Source organism: Sphingopyxis sp. 113P3, from assembly GCF_001278035.1.
Classification (GTDB): Bacteria; Pseudomonadota; Alphaproteobacteria; order Sphingomonadales; family Sphingomonadaceae; genus Sphingopyxis.
Genome location: NZ_CP009453.1, coordinates 149,168 through 165,269, shown reverse-complemented (window position 1 = coordinate 165,269; position 16,102 = coordinate 149,168). Strand labels below are relative to the sequence as shown.

Here is a 16,102-nt window from a genome sequence, read left to right as displayed (position 1 = left end):
CCCATCAATGAGAATCTAGTCGTACTACCTTAATGAGACGGACTGGTCGACCCCGATTTTGGAGGACGAAAGCCAAATTCTATTGATTGGCGATCGGGCCAAATTTTGTGTCCGTTGAGCGACCCCCTATCGTACAACCAAATTTCTTATGGCGTTGCGTCCTATCTGATTGTGTGCCACTTTTTAAACCGTGGCATATTTGGTCTAAGGTTCAACGTGTGATGACGGCTATTGATCTGAAGGTGGCTGCCAATGGGCGAATGGTTCTTCCGAAGTCCGTGCGCGAAGCAATGGGCTTGTCGGGCGATACGAAGGTGACCGCGATCGTAGAAGCGGGTGGCGTCCGACTTGTGCCCATCGGCCATCGTGTGATGCGCGCACGCGAGCTGTACCTGCAGGCGGTCAAGTCGCCGCGCACCACCGAAGACTTCCTACGCGACAGGCGTGAAGAGGCCGGGCACGACGAAGCGAGCATTAGCGATCCTGCCCCATGAGCGAGGTGGTGCTGGATGCATCGGCCGTGCTGGCGCTTCTGCGTGACGAGCCGGGGGCGGACATCGTTGCCGGCCACATGGGCAATGCTGCAATCTCCGCTGTCAATCTGCAGGAAGTGGCAAAGGAGATGTTTCGTGAAGGCGCATCCTGTGCGGACGTGCGCGCGATCCTCGGCGAGCTCGCGCTCGACGTCCGTGCACATGATACCGAGGCTGCCTATGCCGCTGCCGAGCTGTGGGAGAAGACCCAGGAATATGGGCGAGGGCTGGGTGACCGTTCGTGCATGGCACTCGGGCTTCAGCTAGGCTTGCCGGTCCTCACCGCTGACCGCGAATGGAAGAAGGTGAAGGTGAGGGGGCTACAGCTCAAGCACCTTCGCTAATGGAGAATCCTGAGAGGATAGGACTTGGCAAATGCCCGCTTGAGGCCACTTTCGGCACGGTGAATTGGCACATTGAACGAGCAACATTTCGCTGCCCCATATTAGGTCTCCGCAATACCAGCAGACTCATTGAGACGAAAACTTGTAGACGCTCGACCTTCGAGATTTTCACGAAAGCCCATTTGTGCCGACACCCCTTCGTGCCCTGTTAGACCACTATCGTTCGAGTGCGCGGTCGCAGCGCGAGAAGGGCACCTACTTTGAGCGACTGACCAAAATTTGGCTTGAGCACGCACCGACCCAAGCGGGCCGTTATGCGCGCGTGCTGACCTATACGGACTTCGGGCGGGAACGCGGAGAAAGCGGGACTGACACGGGCATCGATCTCGTCGCCGAGCTGGCGGACGATCCGGGTCGCTGGTGCGCGATACAGTGCAAATTCTACGCGGAGGGCTATCGGCTTCAGCGATCCGACATTGATGGGTTCCTGGCCGCGTCCGCGCGCGCACCTTTCGCGCGCCGGATGTTCGTCGACACGACGGGTGTCAACTGGACCGATCATGCCGAGACGACCTTTCGAGATCAGGCAATCGAAACGCAGCGCGTCGGTCTCACCGAGCTCGAGGAGAGCGGGATCGACTGGTCCGCATTTGCTGCCGACGGCACAGTGCGGCTGACTGACAAAAAGCGGCCACGTCCCGACCAGATCGAAGCGATTGATTGCGTCACCGACAAGCTAGCGACGGCCGACCGCGGAAAGCTCATCATGGCGTGCGGTACCGGCAAGACTTTTACCGGGCTTAAGATCGCGGAAGCGATGGCGGGGCGAGGGGGTCGGGTGCTGTTCCTGGTGCCAAGCCTGGCTTTGATGCAGCAGACCGTGCGTGAGTGGTCGATCGATAGCGAAGCGCCGCTTCGCTCGTTCGCGGTTTGCTCGGACGCGCAGGTCGGTGTCCGGCGCGGCCGCGATGATACAACCGACATCGACGCGCACGACCTCGAGATTCCGGCGACAACCAACGCTTCTGTGCTCGCAGCAAAGGCGACCATCGACGTTCCCGAGCGGATGACGGTGATCTTCTCGACCTACCAGTCATTGCCAACGATTGCAGTAGCGCAGGAAAAGTTCGGGTTACCGGCGTTCGACCTGATCATTTGCGACGAGGCCCACCGAACCACCGGCGTGACGCTGTCTGGCGAGGATGAGAGCAACTTCGTGCGCGTCCATGACGCAACCTACATCCGCGCCGCCAAGCGTCTCTACATGACCGCGACGCCGCGCGTGTATGGTGAAGCGGTGCGCGATGTCGCGCGCGATGAGAATGCCGCGCTCGTCTCAATGGACGACCCTGCTCTCTATGGCGAAACACTTTTCACACGCAGCTTCGGGTGGGCAGTTCAGAACGACCTCCTCACCGACTACAAGGTCATCGTCCTCGCCATCAACGAAGCGGATGTGGCCGCCGGCCTGCAGGCGCGGCTTGCTGACGACGACAGCGCACTGGTGCTCGACGATGCAACGAAGTTGGTGGGCTGCTACAAAGCGCTGACCAAGGTGGACTTCGCAGGTGAGGCGGGCCACCCACGACCGATGCGGCGCGCGATCGCGTTCGCCAAGAGCATCGCCGCCTCCAAGACCGTCGCGGCCGAGTTCGGACGGGTCGCCGCCGACTGGCGTGCCTCGCTCGAGGCGGCGGCACCCAAGCTTGCGGAACAGATGCCACCGCTCGAGGTCACGGTCGAGCATGTGGACGGCGGGTTCAACGCCAAGGCGCGCGATCATCTGCTCGGCTGGCTGAAGGCCGACACGGGCCGCGACGACGAGTGCCGCGTCCTCACCAACGCGCGCTGCCTGTCGGAGGGCGTCGACGTGCCCGCGCTCGACGCCGTCATGTTCCTCCATCCGCGCAAGAGTCAGATCGACGTCGTGCAGGCCGTCGGGCGGGTCATGCGGCGCGCGCCGGGCAAGGAGCTCGGCTACGTGATCCTGCCGGTCGGCATCCCCGCCGGGGTCGCAGCCGAGGACGCGCTCAACAACAACGAGAAGTACCGCGTCGTCTGGCAGATCCTGAACGCGCTCCGGAGCCACGACGAGCGGCTCGACGCGACGATCAACAAGATCGACCTCGGCGTCGATCCGGGCGATCGCATCGAGATCATCGCCGTCGCCAACGAACTGCCGACGCGGCCGCAGAAGGGCGGCGGCGGCATCGGCATCGGCGGCGAGGGCGGGGCGGGCGACACCGACCCCGGCGACGATCGCCCCGCCGCGCCAGGACCGGCGCAAGGCAGCCTCGCCTTTCAGTTCGACGAGATCAGCCGCGCGATCATGGCGCGCATCGTCCGGAAGTGCGGCACGCGCACCTATTGGGAGGAGTGGGCGAAGGACGTCGCCGGCATCGCCGAGGCGCAAGTGACGCGCATCGCCGCGATCGTGGCGACGCCGGGCAGCGAGGAGCGCGCCGCGTTCGAGCGCTTCCTCACCGAGATCCGCGACGACCTTAACGACAGCATCACCGAGGCCGAGGCCATCGAGACGCTGGCCCAGCACCTCATCACCCGGCCCGTGTTCGAGGCGCTGTTCGAGGGCTACGACTTCGCCGCCTCCAACCCCGTCAGCCGCGCGCTCGAAGGCGTGCTTGCCGTCCTCGACCGTCACAACCTCGACCGCGAGGCGCAGGGGCTGGAACGCTTCTACGCGAGCGTGCGGATGCGCGCCGCCGGGATCGACAGCGCCGCCGCCAAGCAGCGCATCGTGCTCGAGCTTTACGACAAGTTCTTCAAGACCGCCTTCCCGACGCTCTCGAAGAAGCTCGGCATCGTCTACACGCCGGTCGAGATCGTCGACTTCATCATCCGCTCGGTCGACGAGGCGCTGCGCGACAGCTTCGGGCAGACGCTGGCGTCCGAGGGGGTGCACATCATCGACCCCTTCACCGGGACCGGCACCTTCGTCACCCGGCTGCTGCAGTCGGGGCTGATCCCCGCCGACCAGCTGGCGCGCAAATACGCGCACGAGATCCACGCCAACGAGATCGTGCTGCTCGCCTACTACATCGCCGCGATCAACATCGAGGCGACGTTCCACGAGCTGTCGGGCGGCGCCTATCAGCCCTTCCCCGGCATCTGCCTGACCGACACCTTCCAGCTCTACGAGAAGGATGACCTCGTCGCGGAGACCCTGCGCGACAACAGCGGGCGGCGGACGCGGCAGAAGGCGCTCGACATCCGCGTCATCATCGGCAACCCGCCCTATTCGGACGGGCAGGACACGGCGAACGACAATGCCGCCAACGTCGACTATCCGCACCTCGATCAGCGGGTGCGCGACACCTACGCCGCGCGCTCGGCCGCGCGGAACAAGAATGGGCTCTACAACAGCTACATCCGCGCGATGCGCTGGGCCTCCGACCGGATCGGCGACCGCGGCATCGTGTCGTTCGTCACGAACGGGGGCTGGGTCGACGGCAATTCCACCGATGGCATCCGGCGATGCCTGCAGGAGGAGTTCGCCGACCTCTACATCTTCCACCTCAAGGGCAACCAGCGCACCTCGGGTGAGCGGTCGCGGCGCGAGGGCGGCAAGATCTTCGATGCCGGTTCGCGCGCGCCGATCGCAGTGTGGCTGTTCGTCAAGAACCCCGACGCCGCCCACCATGGCCGCATCCATTTCCACGCCGTCGACGACTACCTGACCCGTGAGCGGAAGCTGGCGGAGGTCATGCGCCTCGGCAGCATGAAGGGCGTAGGTGCGCGCAAGGGCTGGCGTTTGATCGAGCCCGACGCGCACGGCGACTGGCTGGGTCAGCGCGACGGCAGCTTCGCCGATCTGATGGCGATGGGCGACAAGGACGGGAAGGAGCGGATCAAGCTTTTTGCAAGCTATTCTGCCGGCGTGAAGACGCAGCGTGATTGGTGGGCTTACAACCCGTCGCGCGCCGCACTTGCCGCGAACATCGGCCGCATGATCGACACTTACAATTCCGAGCTGAAACGGTTCGACGCAGCGCATCCAAAGGCCACCCGCAAAGAGCGGGAGGCGCTCATCGACGCGTTCGTCGACACCGACAGCCGAAAGATCAGTTGGACCCGTGCACTGAAGGATATGGCGGTCAAACGCCGGCCCCTCGCGTACGAAGGGGCGGCCATCACGCGGTCCCTATATCGGCCCTTCACCCCTCAGATGCTGTATTTCGCCCGCGACCTCAACGAGATGGTCTACAAGATGCCGTCGATCTTTCCGGCGGCGGGCTGCGACAACAGGGTGATCAGCATCTCCGGGGTCGGTGGCAAGGTCGCGTTTGGCGCGATCATGGCCGACGCCGTTCCCAGCCTGCACTTCGCCGATATGGGCGGCTCGCAGTGTTTCCCGCTCTGGATTTACGAGCCTGTCGGCCCGGATGCCGATCTCGCCGCTGGCGAATTGTTCGGGGAGGGAGAGCGCCAGTACCGGCGCCGCCCCGGGATCACGCCTGGCGCGCTCGACGCCTATCGCAGCGCGCTCGGCGATGCCGCGCTCAGCCACGAGGCAATGTTCTATTATTCGTACGGCTTGCTCCACGCACCCGACTATCGTCTGCGCTTTGCCGACACGCTCGCCAAGGAACTGCCGCGTCTGCCGGTTCCGACCGATCGCGCCATCTTCGACGCATTCGAGCGGGCGGGCCGGGAGCTTGCCGAGCTGCACTGCGGTTTCGAGAGTGTAGAGCCGTTCCCCGTGACGCTCGCCCAGGGCGACCTGCGGCTGATCAACATCCCCGACCCCGTCGTCTTCTGGCGGGTCGAGAAGATGCGCTTCGGCGGCAAGCAGGGCGCGTATGATCGCAGCGTCATCCACTACAACCACAACCTCACCCTGACCGGCGTGCCGCTCGAGGCGTACGATTACGTCGTCAACGGCAAGTCGGCGATCGAATGGGTGATGGAGTGGCAGGGGGTCCGGACCGACACCGCGTCGGGCATCACCAAGGACGCCAACGCCTACGCGCGCGAGGAGAAGGGCGATCCCCGCTACCCCTTCGACCTCCTCGCACGCGTCATCGCCATGAGCCTGCGCACGCGCGAAATCGTTGCCGCGCTGCCAAGCTGGCAGGGCTGAGGCCGCGCCCATGAGCCGATACCGCAGCCAGATCCGAGAGGTCATCAACCGCAACGCGCTGGTGAGCCTCGCGCTCGCCAACGGCTACAACGCCTTCCTGCCGGTCTACGACGGCGGCATCGACTTCATCCTCGCCAATGAGACGACCGGCGACACGAAGCTCGTCCAGCTCAAGGGGCGCTGGATGATCGACCGGAAGTACCTCGGTCGCGACATCTGGATCGCGTTCCACGACGCCGGCCGCTGGTACGTCGCGCCGCACGACGAGATGGTTCGGCACGCGGAGGGCTATGGCTTCACGCAAAGCGCGAGCTGGACCGAGGGCGGCGCCTACAGCCGCAAGACGCTGTCGAAGCGGATGGTGGCGGACTTCGCCCCTTACCGTTTCGAGCCGCTCGCCGACGTCGCACAGGAGGCTGCCAAGACGGGGGCATCGCAGAATCTGTGCGTAAACGTACGCTAAGCCGTATGCGTCCGGGCACCGCCACCACCGCCGCCCCCACGTTCAATGACCGCTTCCAAGTTTTGCCCAGAGCCGATCTAATGGCGAGGTCGAGGGTGGGAAAGCGAAGGGCGGCTTTTCGACGCCGTGCCAGAGCTGTAGATGTCGCCTCAACCGGTCGTTCAGGGAATCGATATGCCATTGTCATTTCGCACGCTTGCCATAGTGCTGCCCGCAGCCCTCGCTTTAGCAGGCTGCGCTGCCGGAGTGGGCGTGCCGGGCGCGCCTCAGACGCTGGCGCTGGATCTGACCCACTCTGCAGACCGGCAGGTCACGGCAGACTATCGCCTAAGCGAGGCGACCACGGCGCTCCACTTCCCGCAAGAGCTCGGCGGCTATCGCGCTGAAGTCTGGAAGCCCGCCGACGGTGCCTTCCGCTGGGTCAAGGAAGGCCAAGGCGAGCGGATCGAGCGCACCGACGGGCAAGCGTTCCGGCAAGTCGCGTTCACGATTCCGATCGACTATCGCGCCCTGCCGAAGAGCTACGCGCCCTTCTCGCCGTTCAGCCAGGGCGGCGCTCTCGTTCATTCCGGCCAGTTCCACGCCTGCCCGAGCGCGCCATGCGAGCAGACCGGCCCCCTGCCGATCCGCATCACGGCGCCCGGCGAGATTGTCGGTGTCGAGGGTCGCCGGACCCCGGACCGCGAGAGCTTCATCAGCCGGGACGATGGCACCAGCATCTTCATCGGCACGCTCAAGCCCGTGGATGCCGATGATTTCGTGGCGATCATTGATCCCGGTCTTCCGCCGGCGGTGCGCCAGCATCTCGATCGCTCCCTGCCCCAAGCCATTCAGGATCTTGCCACGATCTACGGCCCGCTGTCCTTCAAACCGGAACTCTATGTCTCCATCGACGACGAGCCGGAGAAGAATGGCCGAGTTTCTAGCCAGGGCGGCACCCTCCCGCGTCAGATTTTCATGCACTTTGACGGCGAGGGCGCGATTGAAAGGGTCGCTGCGGATAATCCGCTGTGGCTGGATTGGTTCTTCGCCCACGAAGCCGCGCATCTGTTCCAGCAGGACAAGGCCGGCAAACTGTTCGGCGACGATCGTTTTGCGTGGATTCACGAGGGCGGTGCCGAGGCCATGGCCGCGCTAGCGATGGTCGGGCGCGGTCCGGCAGAGCGGGCCTATGTGCTGAGCCGCAAGGAAGAGGCCCAACAGGCCTGTGCCGCCGGGCTTGCCGCGACACCTTTGAGCAAAGCCTCGGCCGAGGGCAAATTCGATCTGCACTATCAGTGCGGGCTGATCATGTGGCTGGCGATCGATCAAGACGAACGGCGCGCTGGCAAGGCCGGCCTTGCCGATCTCAACCGCGCGCTGTTCGTTGCTGTGCGCAAGGGAGAACCGTGGAGCGAGGCGATCTTCTTCAGGCTCACCCGCGAGCTGGGGGCCTCGCCGTCTGTGACGGCGCGGATCATGACGCTTGCTGACGGCAATTCCAGAGACGCGCTCGAAGCGCTCGGCGCGTTGGGACAGATGGCAAACCAATCCCTGCAACTGGAGTGATGACTGCTAAGGGGTCGGAAGCCGATCGGCAGCTTCCAGATCGCCGGGGTAGGAAAGCAGACACCGAGCCGGCGCCGGACGCATTGTCCGCTATCCTGGGCCTATGGGCCAAAAGCCGCCAGGCAGCTCACGACCCCATTGTCGCCGTTCCAGCCTTCGCTAGACTGCCGGAAGGTTACGACGTGAGGGCTAACCGATGAAAGGCGATTTGACGGGTGGATGTCTGTGCGGTGCCGTGCGCTACACTCTTCGCGATGGATTTCGATTTCGACCTTATGCATGCCATTGCACCGACTGTCAGACGCGAACTGGTGGAGCCTTCAGCGAGCACATGCTGTTCGCCAAGCAGGATCTCGACATTGAGGGCGATCTGGACATCGGCTCCTATGAACAGCCGAGTGGTGCCCTATCATCGATCTGGGGGTGTCCAACCTGCAAAGTCCGCATCTTCGCCGAGAATGACAAGCGCCCGGGCTTTGCATCGTTGCGCTGCGGAACCCTCGATCAAAGCCACGAGGTCGTGCCTGCCGCTCATCTTTGGGTGAGCAGCAAGCAAGCCTGGGTGACGCTTCCTGATGGGGTGCCCGCACTTGCCGAACAACCGCGGACACAAGCCGAGTGGATAGCGCTTGTCGGGCCTACTCCGAGCTAGCGACCAAGCTTGCAAGGTTTTGCTGCCAAAGCTGCCATTCGCCTTTCCACCCACAAGCGGCCATGAGCAGGGCTGATCCGCGATCCGGAAAGCCGCATGGCGGCTTTGCCCCGCTCGCGAAAAATTCCTGCCGTTCAGGAATCGACCCCAGACCGGACAAGGCGCTCTGATCGGCGTAGCGCAGAGCATTAGGACCAATCGGCTTCGTCCGATCGCAGTGGGCGGCAATCCGACGACAGACGGCAAAGGAGGACAGATTCTCAAGCGCGACTACGAGCAGTTGCGATGGTCTGCGGGCGTGAAAGGGGACCTCACGGACGGCCTGGCCTTCGACATTGCGGCGACATACATCATCGAGGACCAGGTCCAGCAGACCCCCGACGTCTTGATCGACCGCCTGCAGCGGGCACTCGACGGCTTGGGTGGCCCCAACTGCGGGGGCACCGTGCCCGGGGCCAACGGCTGCCAATACTTCAATCCCTTCTCGAATGGGTATGCCGGCAATCGCCCGCTCGAGTTGACCAACCCCGGCTATGTGCCGGCGAACGCCAATTCTACCGAGCTTGTCGCCTGGCTATTCGACACGCAGCGCTACACCGCCAAGACCCAAACCTGGGTCGCCGATACGGTGGTAAGCGGCGCCTTGCCGGTCATTCTCCCGGGCGGAGAGGTGGGATTTGCGGTCGGCGCGCAGTACCGGCACGTCGATTTCGAACAGCGTGTCTCCGACATCTACAACGCCAACCTCAACCCATGCCCGGTGCTAGGCCAGACGACCTGCGCCTTACGCACCGGCCCCTACATCTTCCTCGGACAGAACATTCCGCTCGATCTCTCCCTAAAGGTGAAGGCGGTGTTCGGCGAGTTGAGCCTGCCGCTGTTCGAAGGGTTCGACGCCCAGCTGTCGTTACGACACGAAGATTATGGCGGCTTGACCGGCTCGACCACAAATCCGCAATTGCGCGCGAAATGGGACCTAACCGACTGGCTGGCGATCAGAGGTTCGGTAGGGACATCCTTTCGTGGCCCTACGGTGCTGGATTCGGCGCCGACGGGTGTCACCCTCCTTCAAGGCATCGCCGCCTCGGGCAATGTCTTCAAGTCGATCGACACATTCGGCAACCCCGCCGTCGGGCCAGAAAAGGCGCTCAGCTACAGCGTCGGCGCGATCTTACAGACAGGCGGGCTTACGGCGACGATAGATTATTGGAGCTACAAGGTCGACGACCAGATCCTCGCGGTTCCGGCCAATGTCGTCGCGACCGCAGTTGCGGGTACTGGAAACGGCAGCCAGTTCGTCAACTGCTCGAGCCCACTGCGCTCGTTCGTCACCTTCAACAACGCCAATGCCTGCACGCAGGGCGTGACGACGGGCAACGACATCGAGCGGGTCCGATCCGACGTGACCAATGGTCCCACGATCCGCCTCAACGGAGTGGATTTCGACGTCAATTATCGCTTCGACCAGCTTATCGGCGGAACGCTCGATATCGGTGCGACGGGTAGCTACCTGTTTCATTACAAGCAGTACGAGTTCGTCTACAACGGTATCTTCGTCTCGCCGGCTTTCGATGCGGCCGGATTCACCAACTACGATCGAGCACCGGGCACCGTGTCGAAATTGCGGGTAGCCGCCTATTTGGACTTCGAAACAGGGCCGCATCGCTTCAACTGGACGACGACCTTCATCGAGGGAGTCGACGACAATCGAGGGCCGACTGTCGTGCAGACCGGCCCCTCGACGAACTGCAGCGTGGCCAACGTCAACGCCGGCTCGGCCACCAATTGCCAACTGGTCGATTTCGGTCTGCGCGTGAACTCCTTCATGATGCACGATTTCACCTACCGCGTAGACCTACCATTGGACGTTACGTTGTCGGCTTCGGTCTTGAACGTGTTCGACCGTGATCCACCTCGCGCACGTCTGGAATACAGCTACGATCCGTTCATTGGGAATCCGATTGGACGGACGTTCAAACTCGGCCTGAGGAAGAAGTTCTGAGCGATCGCGTGGGCGACCGTTTGCGGCGACGCGCTTCGGAAGCGCGTCGCCGCCGTTCGCTAACTGCAAGGCTGCAGGACCGTCCGCCCTAAACGGAAGAGATACCGTATCCCCGCCACCACAAATGCGCGGACTATTGCCTGAGGTACGCCCAAAAATCCCACAGCAGTGCGGTCGGCCAGTCGTCAGGGTTTGCGCGCAGCCCACCGACCATCGCCCCGCTCGTTTAGAGAGCACAATTGTGTCCTCCTCGCTCTGTATTTGGTTGGCTCTAGGTTCGCCCGTCAAACTTGCTTCGCGATGCGGTGCTGCTATTGGTGCTCTCGGCGATTTGTCAGCTGTAGATTATTGTTTCGAAGCAGTTGGTTGCACACGTGCCCGCAGTCCTCTTCTGGGGCGAAGACAATCGTCCCGACGATGCGCGAGTTGCGCCCCCCTGGCAGGCCGTGTCGGATACGGTTTGATGTTCCGGCCATACGCCCCGGACGCGCTGTCCGAGCATGCCGAACAGCTCGCCGAGGCCGGGTACACCATCATCCCCGGCCTGCTCGAAGACGAAGGGTGCCGGAGGATCAAGTCCGAGCTCGATCGCCTTCATGCGGACCAGCCGTTCGGCGACAACGACTTCGCCGGGACCCGCACCAAGCGAGTGTTCAATCTGTTCGCCAAAACCCGCGTCCTCGATTCCCTGCTGGTCCAGCCCGACGTGCTTACGATCGTCCGCTCTGCTCTCGGTCCTGAAGCCCAGCTTTCGATCGCTTCGACAATGGAGATCCACGGCGGGGAGACCTTCCAGGCTCTGCACCGCGACGACGCATACTTTCCAGACGCGGCACATCCGCCGCTCGTGATCAACACAATCTGGGCTCTGACCGACTTCAGCCTGGCCAATGGAGCGACCCGCCTCGTCCCGGGCTCGCACCTCTGCAGCGAGCCGGTCGATCCGGCAGCGGCATGGATCGCGGCCGAGATGCCGCGTGGGTCCGTGCTGCTCTGGAACGGCGCCGTCTGGCATGGTGGCGGAGCCAACACCACCGGGGAGGCTCGCTTCGGACTTTCGCTCAACTACTGCCGCGGCTGGCTGCGTCAGCAGGAAAACCAATACCTCGGGCTCGATCCCGCGACGGTGGCCAGCCTGCCCGAAGAGGTGCAGAAGCTGCTGGGCTACGACATCTGTCAGTTCGTCGGCTGGGTCGACGGCCGCCACCCTATGCGCGCGATCCTGCCTGAAGTGCGTGCGCGCATTCACGCCGGAATTGCAGGGCGGCGCGACCCCATGTGAAGCCGCTCGGCGTCGCGTCCTACTACCAGCTCGTCTCGGGCGGCCTGCCCTCGAAGTTCGTCTTACCGCCAGCGGTCATGCCCGCGTCGATGACCAGGTCGTGGCAGGTGACGAAACGTCCCTCGTCGCTCGCCAGGTAAAGCGCGCCATAGGCGATATCGATCGGGTGACCCGAGCGCTGGAGCGGCGTCGCGGCGGCCAGGCTCCGCTCGAGCTTGGCCATCGAAGCAGCCACGTGGCCTTCCTCCATGCCCTTGGCGCGCTCGGATCCGCCGAAGAATATCGGTGTCGCGATCCCACCGGGCGCGATCGAATTGACCGTGATGCCCCACGGAGCAAGCTCCATGCCCGCGACCTTGGTCATCTGACGCACCGCCGCCTTGGCACCGGCGTAGAGCAATCCGCCGTAATTGGTCCTGAGGGCTGCGACGCTGGTGTTGTTGATGATCGCGCCGGAGCCCTGAGCCTTCATTATCGGCGCGGCATGCTTCATCCCGAACACGACGCTGCCGACCAGCAAGTCCATGGCGTAGCGAAAATCGTCGGTCGTCACCGTCTCTACGGAGCCGCTGGTGCCGCCGCCGGCATTGTTGAACAGGCAATCGAGACGACCGAACGTGTCGCGTGCGGCCTGGATCGCGGAAGCGATGTCCTCTTCGCGACGGACGTCGCCGGCGACGAACAGCGCTGCCTCTCCGAGCTTGCTCGCTATCTCGCCGCCCCTGGCCTCGTTGCGGCCGGTGAACACCACCCTTGCACCGTGCTCGACGAACAGCTCGACGGTCGCCTCCCCGATCCCGCTCGTACCCCCGGTGATGACGGCGACCTTGCCGTCGAGCCTGCCTGTCATCCGTGGTCCTCCTGTTTCGCGCTTTAGGCGGTTGCTCTGGCGAGCCGATCTTGCAGTTCTCGTTTGAGTATCTTTCCGATGGCGCTGCGCGGCAGCTCGTCGACGACGTGAACGGCAGATAGGCGCTGCATTTTGCCCAGGTGCGCGTTGGCGGCCGCGCGCAGAGCTTCTCCGTCGGCCTCCGCGCCCGGGTGGAGAGTCACGAAGCCGACCGGGGTCTCGCCCCATTCCCGACTTGGCGCGCCGACCACCGCCGCTTCCTTGACCGCCGGATCATTGAGCAGCGCCGCTTCCAGATCGACAGGGTAGATATTGATCCCCCCCGAGATGATCATGTCCTTCTTGCGGCCGACGAGGGTGAAGAAGCCGTCGGCGTCGACACTCGCGAGGTCGCCGGTGCGAATGTAGCGCTCGCCCGCCGGGCTCCACCACTCGGCTTCGGCAGTCTTTCCGGGTTGATTATGATAGCCGTTCATCATCGAGGTCGAGCGGCCGACCACCTCGCCCACCTGATCGGGAGGAAGACGATTGCCGGCCTCGTCGATCACGAACATCTCGTGCCCATCCATGGGCTGGCCGACCGTGTGAAGCTTGTCGGGATGCTCGTGCGCGAGCAATTGGCACGAACCGCCGCCTTCGGTCATGCCATACCACTCGGTGAGGCCGCCCGGCCAACGGCGTAGAACATCCGCCTTGAGCTCGGCCGCGAACGGCGCAGATGTCGCGAACTTCATGATATAGCTTGACAGATCGAAGCTATCGAAGTCGGGCAGGTCCATGATCCGTCGGTACTGCACCGGCACCAGCATCGCGTAGTTCGCGCGATGTTGCTCGCTCAGTTCGAGAAAGCGGTGAGCGTCGAACTTGGGCATCAGGACCACGGTCCCACCTGTCGCGAGAGCGGGCAGAAAGCACACCAAGGTGGTGTTCGAATAAAGCCCGGTCGAGATCATGGTCACCGATCCCGGGCCATAGCCACCCCAGCGCCCGACATGGTTCCAGCGCATGCTGAACGGCTGGACGATGCCCTTCGGCGTGCCGGTGGTGCCGGAAGAGTAGATGATGTTGAACGCCTGATCGGGATCGACTGCCACCGGCGCCGGCCGTGTCTGGGGGGGCGGGAGCCACTCTTCGAGTAAGACGCCTGCAGCGCCTTTTTCCAGAGCCACCCGCCGCGCCTCGATCGAAGCCGCGACAGGTGCGAGATCGCTGGAGGTGGCGACATCGGTGAAGAGATGGCTGGCGGCGCTGTCCGCGACCATTGCCCGAAGCTGCGCGGGCGTCGCCGATGGCGCTAGAGGCGAGATCGCCGCGCCCGCGCGCAGCGTCCCGATGAATACCGCGGCATACGCGATGCTGCTGTGGGCGCAGATCGCCGCCACCCCGCGAGGTTGCACGCCGTCGCGTTGAAGCGCGGCCGCGACCCGGTTCGCCAGATCGTCGAGCTCGCCATAGGAAATGGTCCGTCCCTCGCAGACGATGGCTGTCGCATCGGGCTGCGCGGCTGCCTGCAGGGCGACCAGATCGGCAAAGGTGCCGAACGGCTGCGCCATGTAGTCGGCGATCGCGGCGCGGGTTTCGCTCACTTCAGCGCGGTCAGATAAGCGAGGATCGCCGCCCGATCGGCCGGCGTCGTCGGCACCTTCATCATCTTGCCTCCGGGGGCGAAAGCCGTCGGATCGGTGATGTAGCGCTCGAGCGCCGCGCGGGTCCACACGCCGCCCTTCTTCTTGAGCGCCGGCGAATAGCTGTAGCCGGGCGCCGCTGCGGCTTTGCGACCGACCACCCCGAAGAGATTGGGGCCGGCCCCGTTGGGCCCACCCTTGACCACGCTATGGCAAGCGGCGCAGCGCGCATAGGCGGGCGGCCTGACTACTGTCTGCGCCTGCGCAGCGGTGGTCGATACGAGCGTCGCCGAAAGCACGGCCGATGTGAGCAGAAGGCCCTTCATGATCTCTCCGCAGAATAAAACGAGACACCTGGTATGACAGCACTTTTCTGAACCGTCTCGTAACTGCTGTGGCTTGGCCTATCAGCGCGAGTCTCGTTTCGCAAGTTTTGAGAAAGATGGTTTGCTCCTAGCCATGCCCTGGGGAACCCGGAAGGGCGAGCATCAGCGCCATGACGGTGGCCGCGCACCCGAGCGCGATCTCGACCCCGAGCACGACCGCGACACCGCCCCACAGCCAGCTCCCCAGCCCCAACGCGCCCAAGGCGACCATCGCTTGCAGCGACATGATGCGTCCCAGCATCGGGCGCGGGGCGGCGATCTGGAGAGTGATGTTCGCGACGGTGTAGAAGATTGTCGCGGCGCAGCCCGTCACCACTTCCGCCATCGCCACGATCGCCAGGTGATCGCTCGCCGCGACGATCGTCATCCCAGCCGCGGTCGCCGCGATGCACAGGCGGAGCAGGTGCTCGAGGCCGAGCCGTGCGCGCCATCGATTGGCCACCAGCGCGCCCAGCACAGCACCGCCGCCCGAGCAGGCGAGCACGATCCCCAGGCCATCCGGACCGGCGCCGAGCTGCCGGACTACGATCGGCAGAAGCGCGAGCAAGGCCCCAAGGGGTAGTCCGAACAGCCCGATCCGGATCAGCACCCTGCGCAACGGGGCGGATGTGGCGGCGTGGCCGACCCCGGCGCGGATGGCTGGCCAGATCGGCTGAGCGGAAGTGATCGACGCCTTGGTCGGGCGGCGGAGCCATATCGCCAGGACCGCCAGCAAGCCGAGGTAGCTGGCGGCATTGAACCAGAAGGACGCCGATGGCCCGCCCCAGCCGACGATGAGGCCCCCCAGCGCTGGACCCGCGGTGCGCGAGAGGTTGAAGCCAACCACGTTCAGTGACACCGCCGCGGGCACGTCCTCGTGCGACACCAACTCCCACACCGCCGCCTGCCACGCGGGCGCGTTGAAGGCGAAACCGCAACCGATACCGAAAGTGAGAAGGACCAGCCCGGCTGGCGTCAGCGCGCCGGCCCCCGCCGCCCAGGCCAGCGCGATGGACAGTCCGAACATGGCGCCCTGCGCGATCAGAAGCACCAGCCGCCGATCGTATGCGTCCGCGACCGCACCCGCCAGGAGCGAAAATAGCAGCATGGGCGCGAGGGCGGCGGTAGTGACCAACGAGACGGTCAGGGGGTCGCTGGTCAGCGAGGTCATCAGCCAGGCAGCGCCGACGCCCTGAGCCTGGCCGCCGAAGTTCGACACGGTGTTGGCTAGCCAGACTGCCGCGAAGAGCGGATAGGCCAGGGGGCGCCAGCTCGCACGCCCACTTGCGTCGCGCTGGCCCGGCGGTTCGAGCGACGGGTCGATCGCGCCGCCCATACAA

General features: G+C 64.3%; 12 protein-coding genes. 8 read left to right on the top strand and 4 right to left on the bottom strand.

Features of this window, described 5'->3' with window-relative positions; translation table 11 throughout:
* Window positions 1–221: 221 nt before the first annotated feature.
* The 8 genes from LH20_RS22235 to LH20_RS22200 all read left to right on the top strand — a co-directional run bounded on the left by LH20_RS22235 (window position 222) and on the right by LH20_RS22200 (window position 11,922).
* Window positions 222–494, top strand: coding sequence for an AbrB/MazE/SpoVT family DNA-binding domain-containing protein (locus tag LH20_RS22235; protein ID WP_053556548.1), 273 nt, complete (start codon window positions 222–224; stop codon window positions 492–494).
* On the top strand, window positions 491–877 hold the full coding sequence (locus LH20_RS22230) for a type II toxin-antitoxin system VapC family toxin (protein WP_053556547.1): 387 nt from the start codon (window positions 491–493) through the stop codon (window positions 875–877). The genes LH20_RS22235 and LH20_RS22230 overlap by 4 nt, the downstream gene beginning before the upstream one ends.
* Window positions 878–1,061: 184 nt before the next feature.
* Window positions 1,062–5,975 carry a DEAD/DEAH box helicase gene (locus LH20_RS22225; RefSeq protein ID WP_053556546.1) on the top strand — a complete coding sequence of 1,638 codons (4,914 nt, stop codon included), beginning with the start codon at window positions 1,062–1,064 and terminating at the stop codon, window positions 5,973–5,975.
* 10 nt (window positions 5,976–5,985) lie between these two features.
* On the top strand, window positions 5,986–6,438 hold the full coding sequence (locus tag LH20_RS22220; protein ID WP_053556545.1) for a hypothetical protein: 453 nt from the start codon (window positions 5,986–5,988) through the stop codon (window positions 6,436–6,438).
* Window positions 6,439–6,612: 174 nt separating this feature from the next.
* Window positions 6,613–7,986: a hypothetical protein gene (locus LH20_RS22215; protein WP_144423767.1), complete on the top strand. Its 1,374-nt coding sequence runs from the start codon at window positions 6,613–6,615 to the stop codon at window positions 7,984–7,986.
* 196 nt (window positions 7,987–8,182) lie between these two features.
* Window positions 8,183–8,638: a GFA family protein gene (locus LH20_RS22210; protein WP_083455645.1), complete on the top strand. Its 456-nt coding sequence runs from the start codon at window positions 8,183–8,185 to the stop codon at window positions 8,636–8,638.
* Between the two features lie 217 nt (window positions 8,639–8,855).
* Window positions 8,856–10,640 carry a TonB-dependent receptor domain-containing protein gene (locus LH20_RS22205; RefSeq protein ID WP_053556542.1) on the top strand — a complete coding sequence of 595 codons (1,785 nt, stop codon included), beginning with the start codon at window positions 8,856–8,858 and terminating at the stop codon, window positions 10,638–10,640.
* Between the two features lie 463 nt (window positions 10,641–11,103).
* The gene (locus LH20_RS22200) at window positions 11,104–11,922 is read left to right on the top strand and encodes a phytanoyl-CoA dioxygenase family protein (protein ID WP_053556541.1); all 819 of its coding nucleotides are present in this window, start codon (window positions 11,104–11,106) and stop codon (window positions 11,920–11,922) included.
* A 22-nt stretch (window positions 11,923–11,944) separates the two neighbouring features.
* Here the strand turns inward: LH20_RS22200 and LH20_RS22195 are convergent, their stop codons facing one another.
* From LH20_RS22195 to LH20_RS22180, 4 genes are all read right to left on the bottom strand, one after another.
* A complete protein-coding gene (locus tag LH20_RS22195; protein WP_053556540.1) occupies window positions 11,945–12,772 on the bottom strand; it encodes an SDR family NAD(P)-dependent oxidoreductase in 828 nt (275 codons plus the stop codon).
* Window positions 12,773–12,795: 23 nt separating this feature from the next.
* The gene (locus LH20_RS22190; RefSeq protein WP_053556594.1) at window positions 12,796–14,325 is read right to left on the bottom strand and encodes a class I adenylate-forming enzyme family protein; all 1,530 of its coding nucleotides are present in this window, start codon (window positions 14,323–14,325) and stop codon (window positions 12,796–12,798) included.
* A 29-nt stretch (window positions 14,326–14,354) separates the two neighbouring features.
* Window positions 14,355–14,723, bottom strand: a complete 369-nt coding sequence (locus tag LH20_RS22185) for a c-type cytochrome (RefSeq protein WP_053556539.1) — start codon at window positions 14,721–14,723, stop codon at window positions 14,355–14,357.
* Between the two features lie 127 nt (window positions 14,724–14,850).
* Entirely contained in the window at window positions 14,851–16,098 is a 1,248-nt protein-coding gene (locus LH20_RS22180) for an MFS transporter (protein ID WP_053556538.1), read from the bottom strand.
* Window positions 16,099–16,102 lie beyond the last annotated feature (4 nt).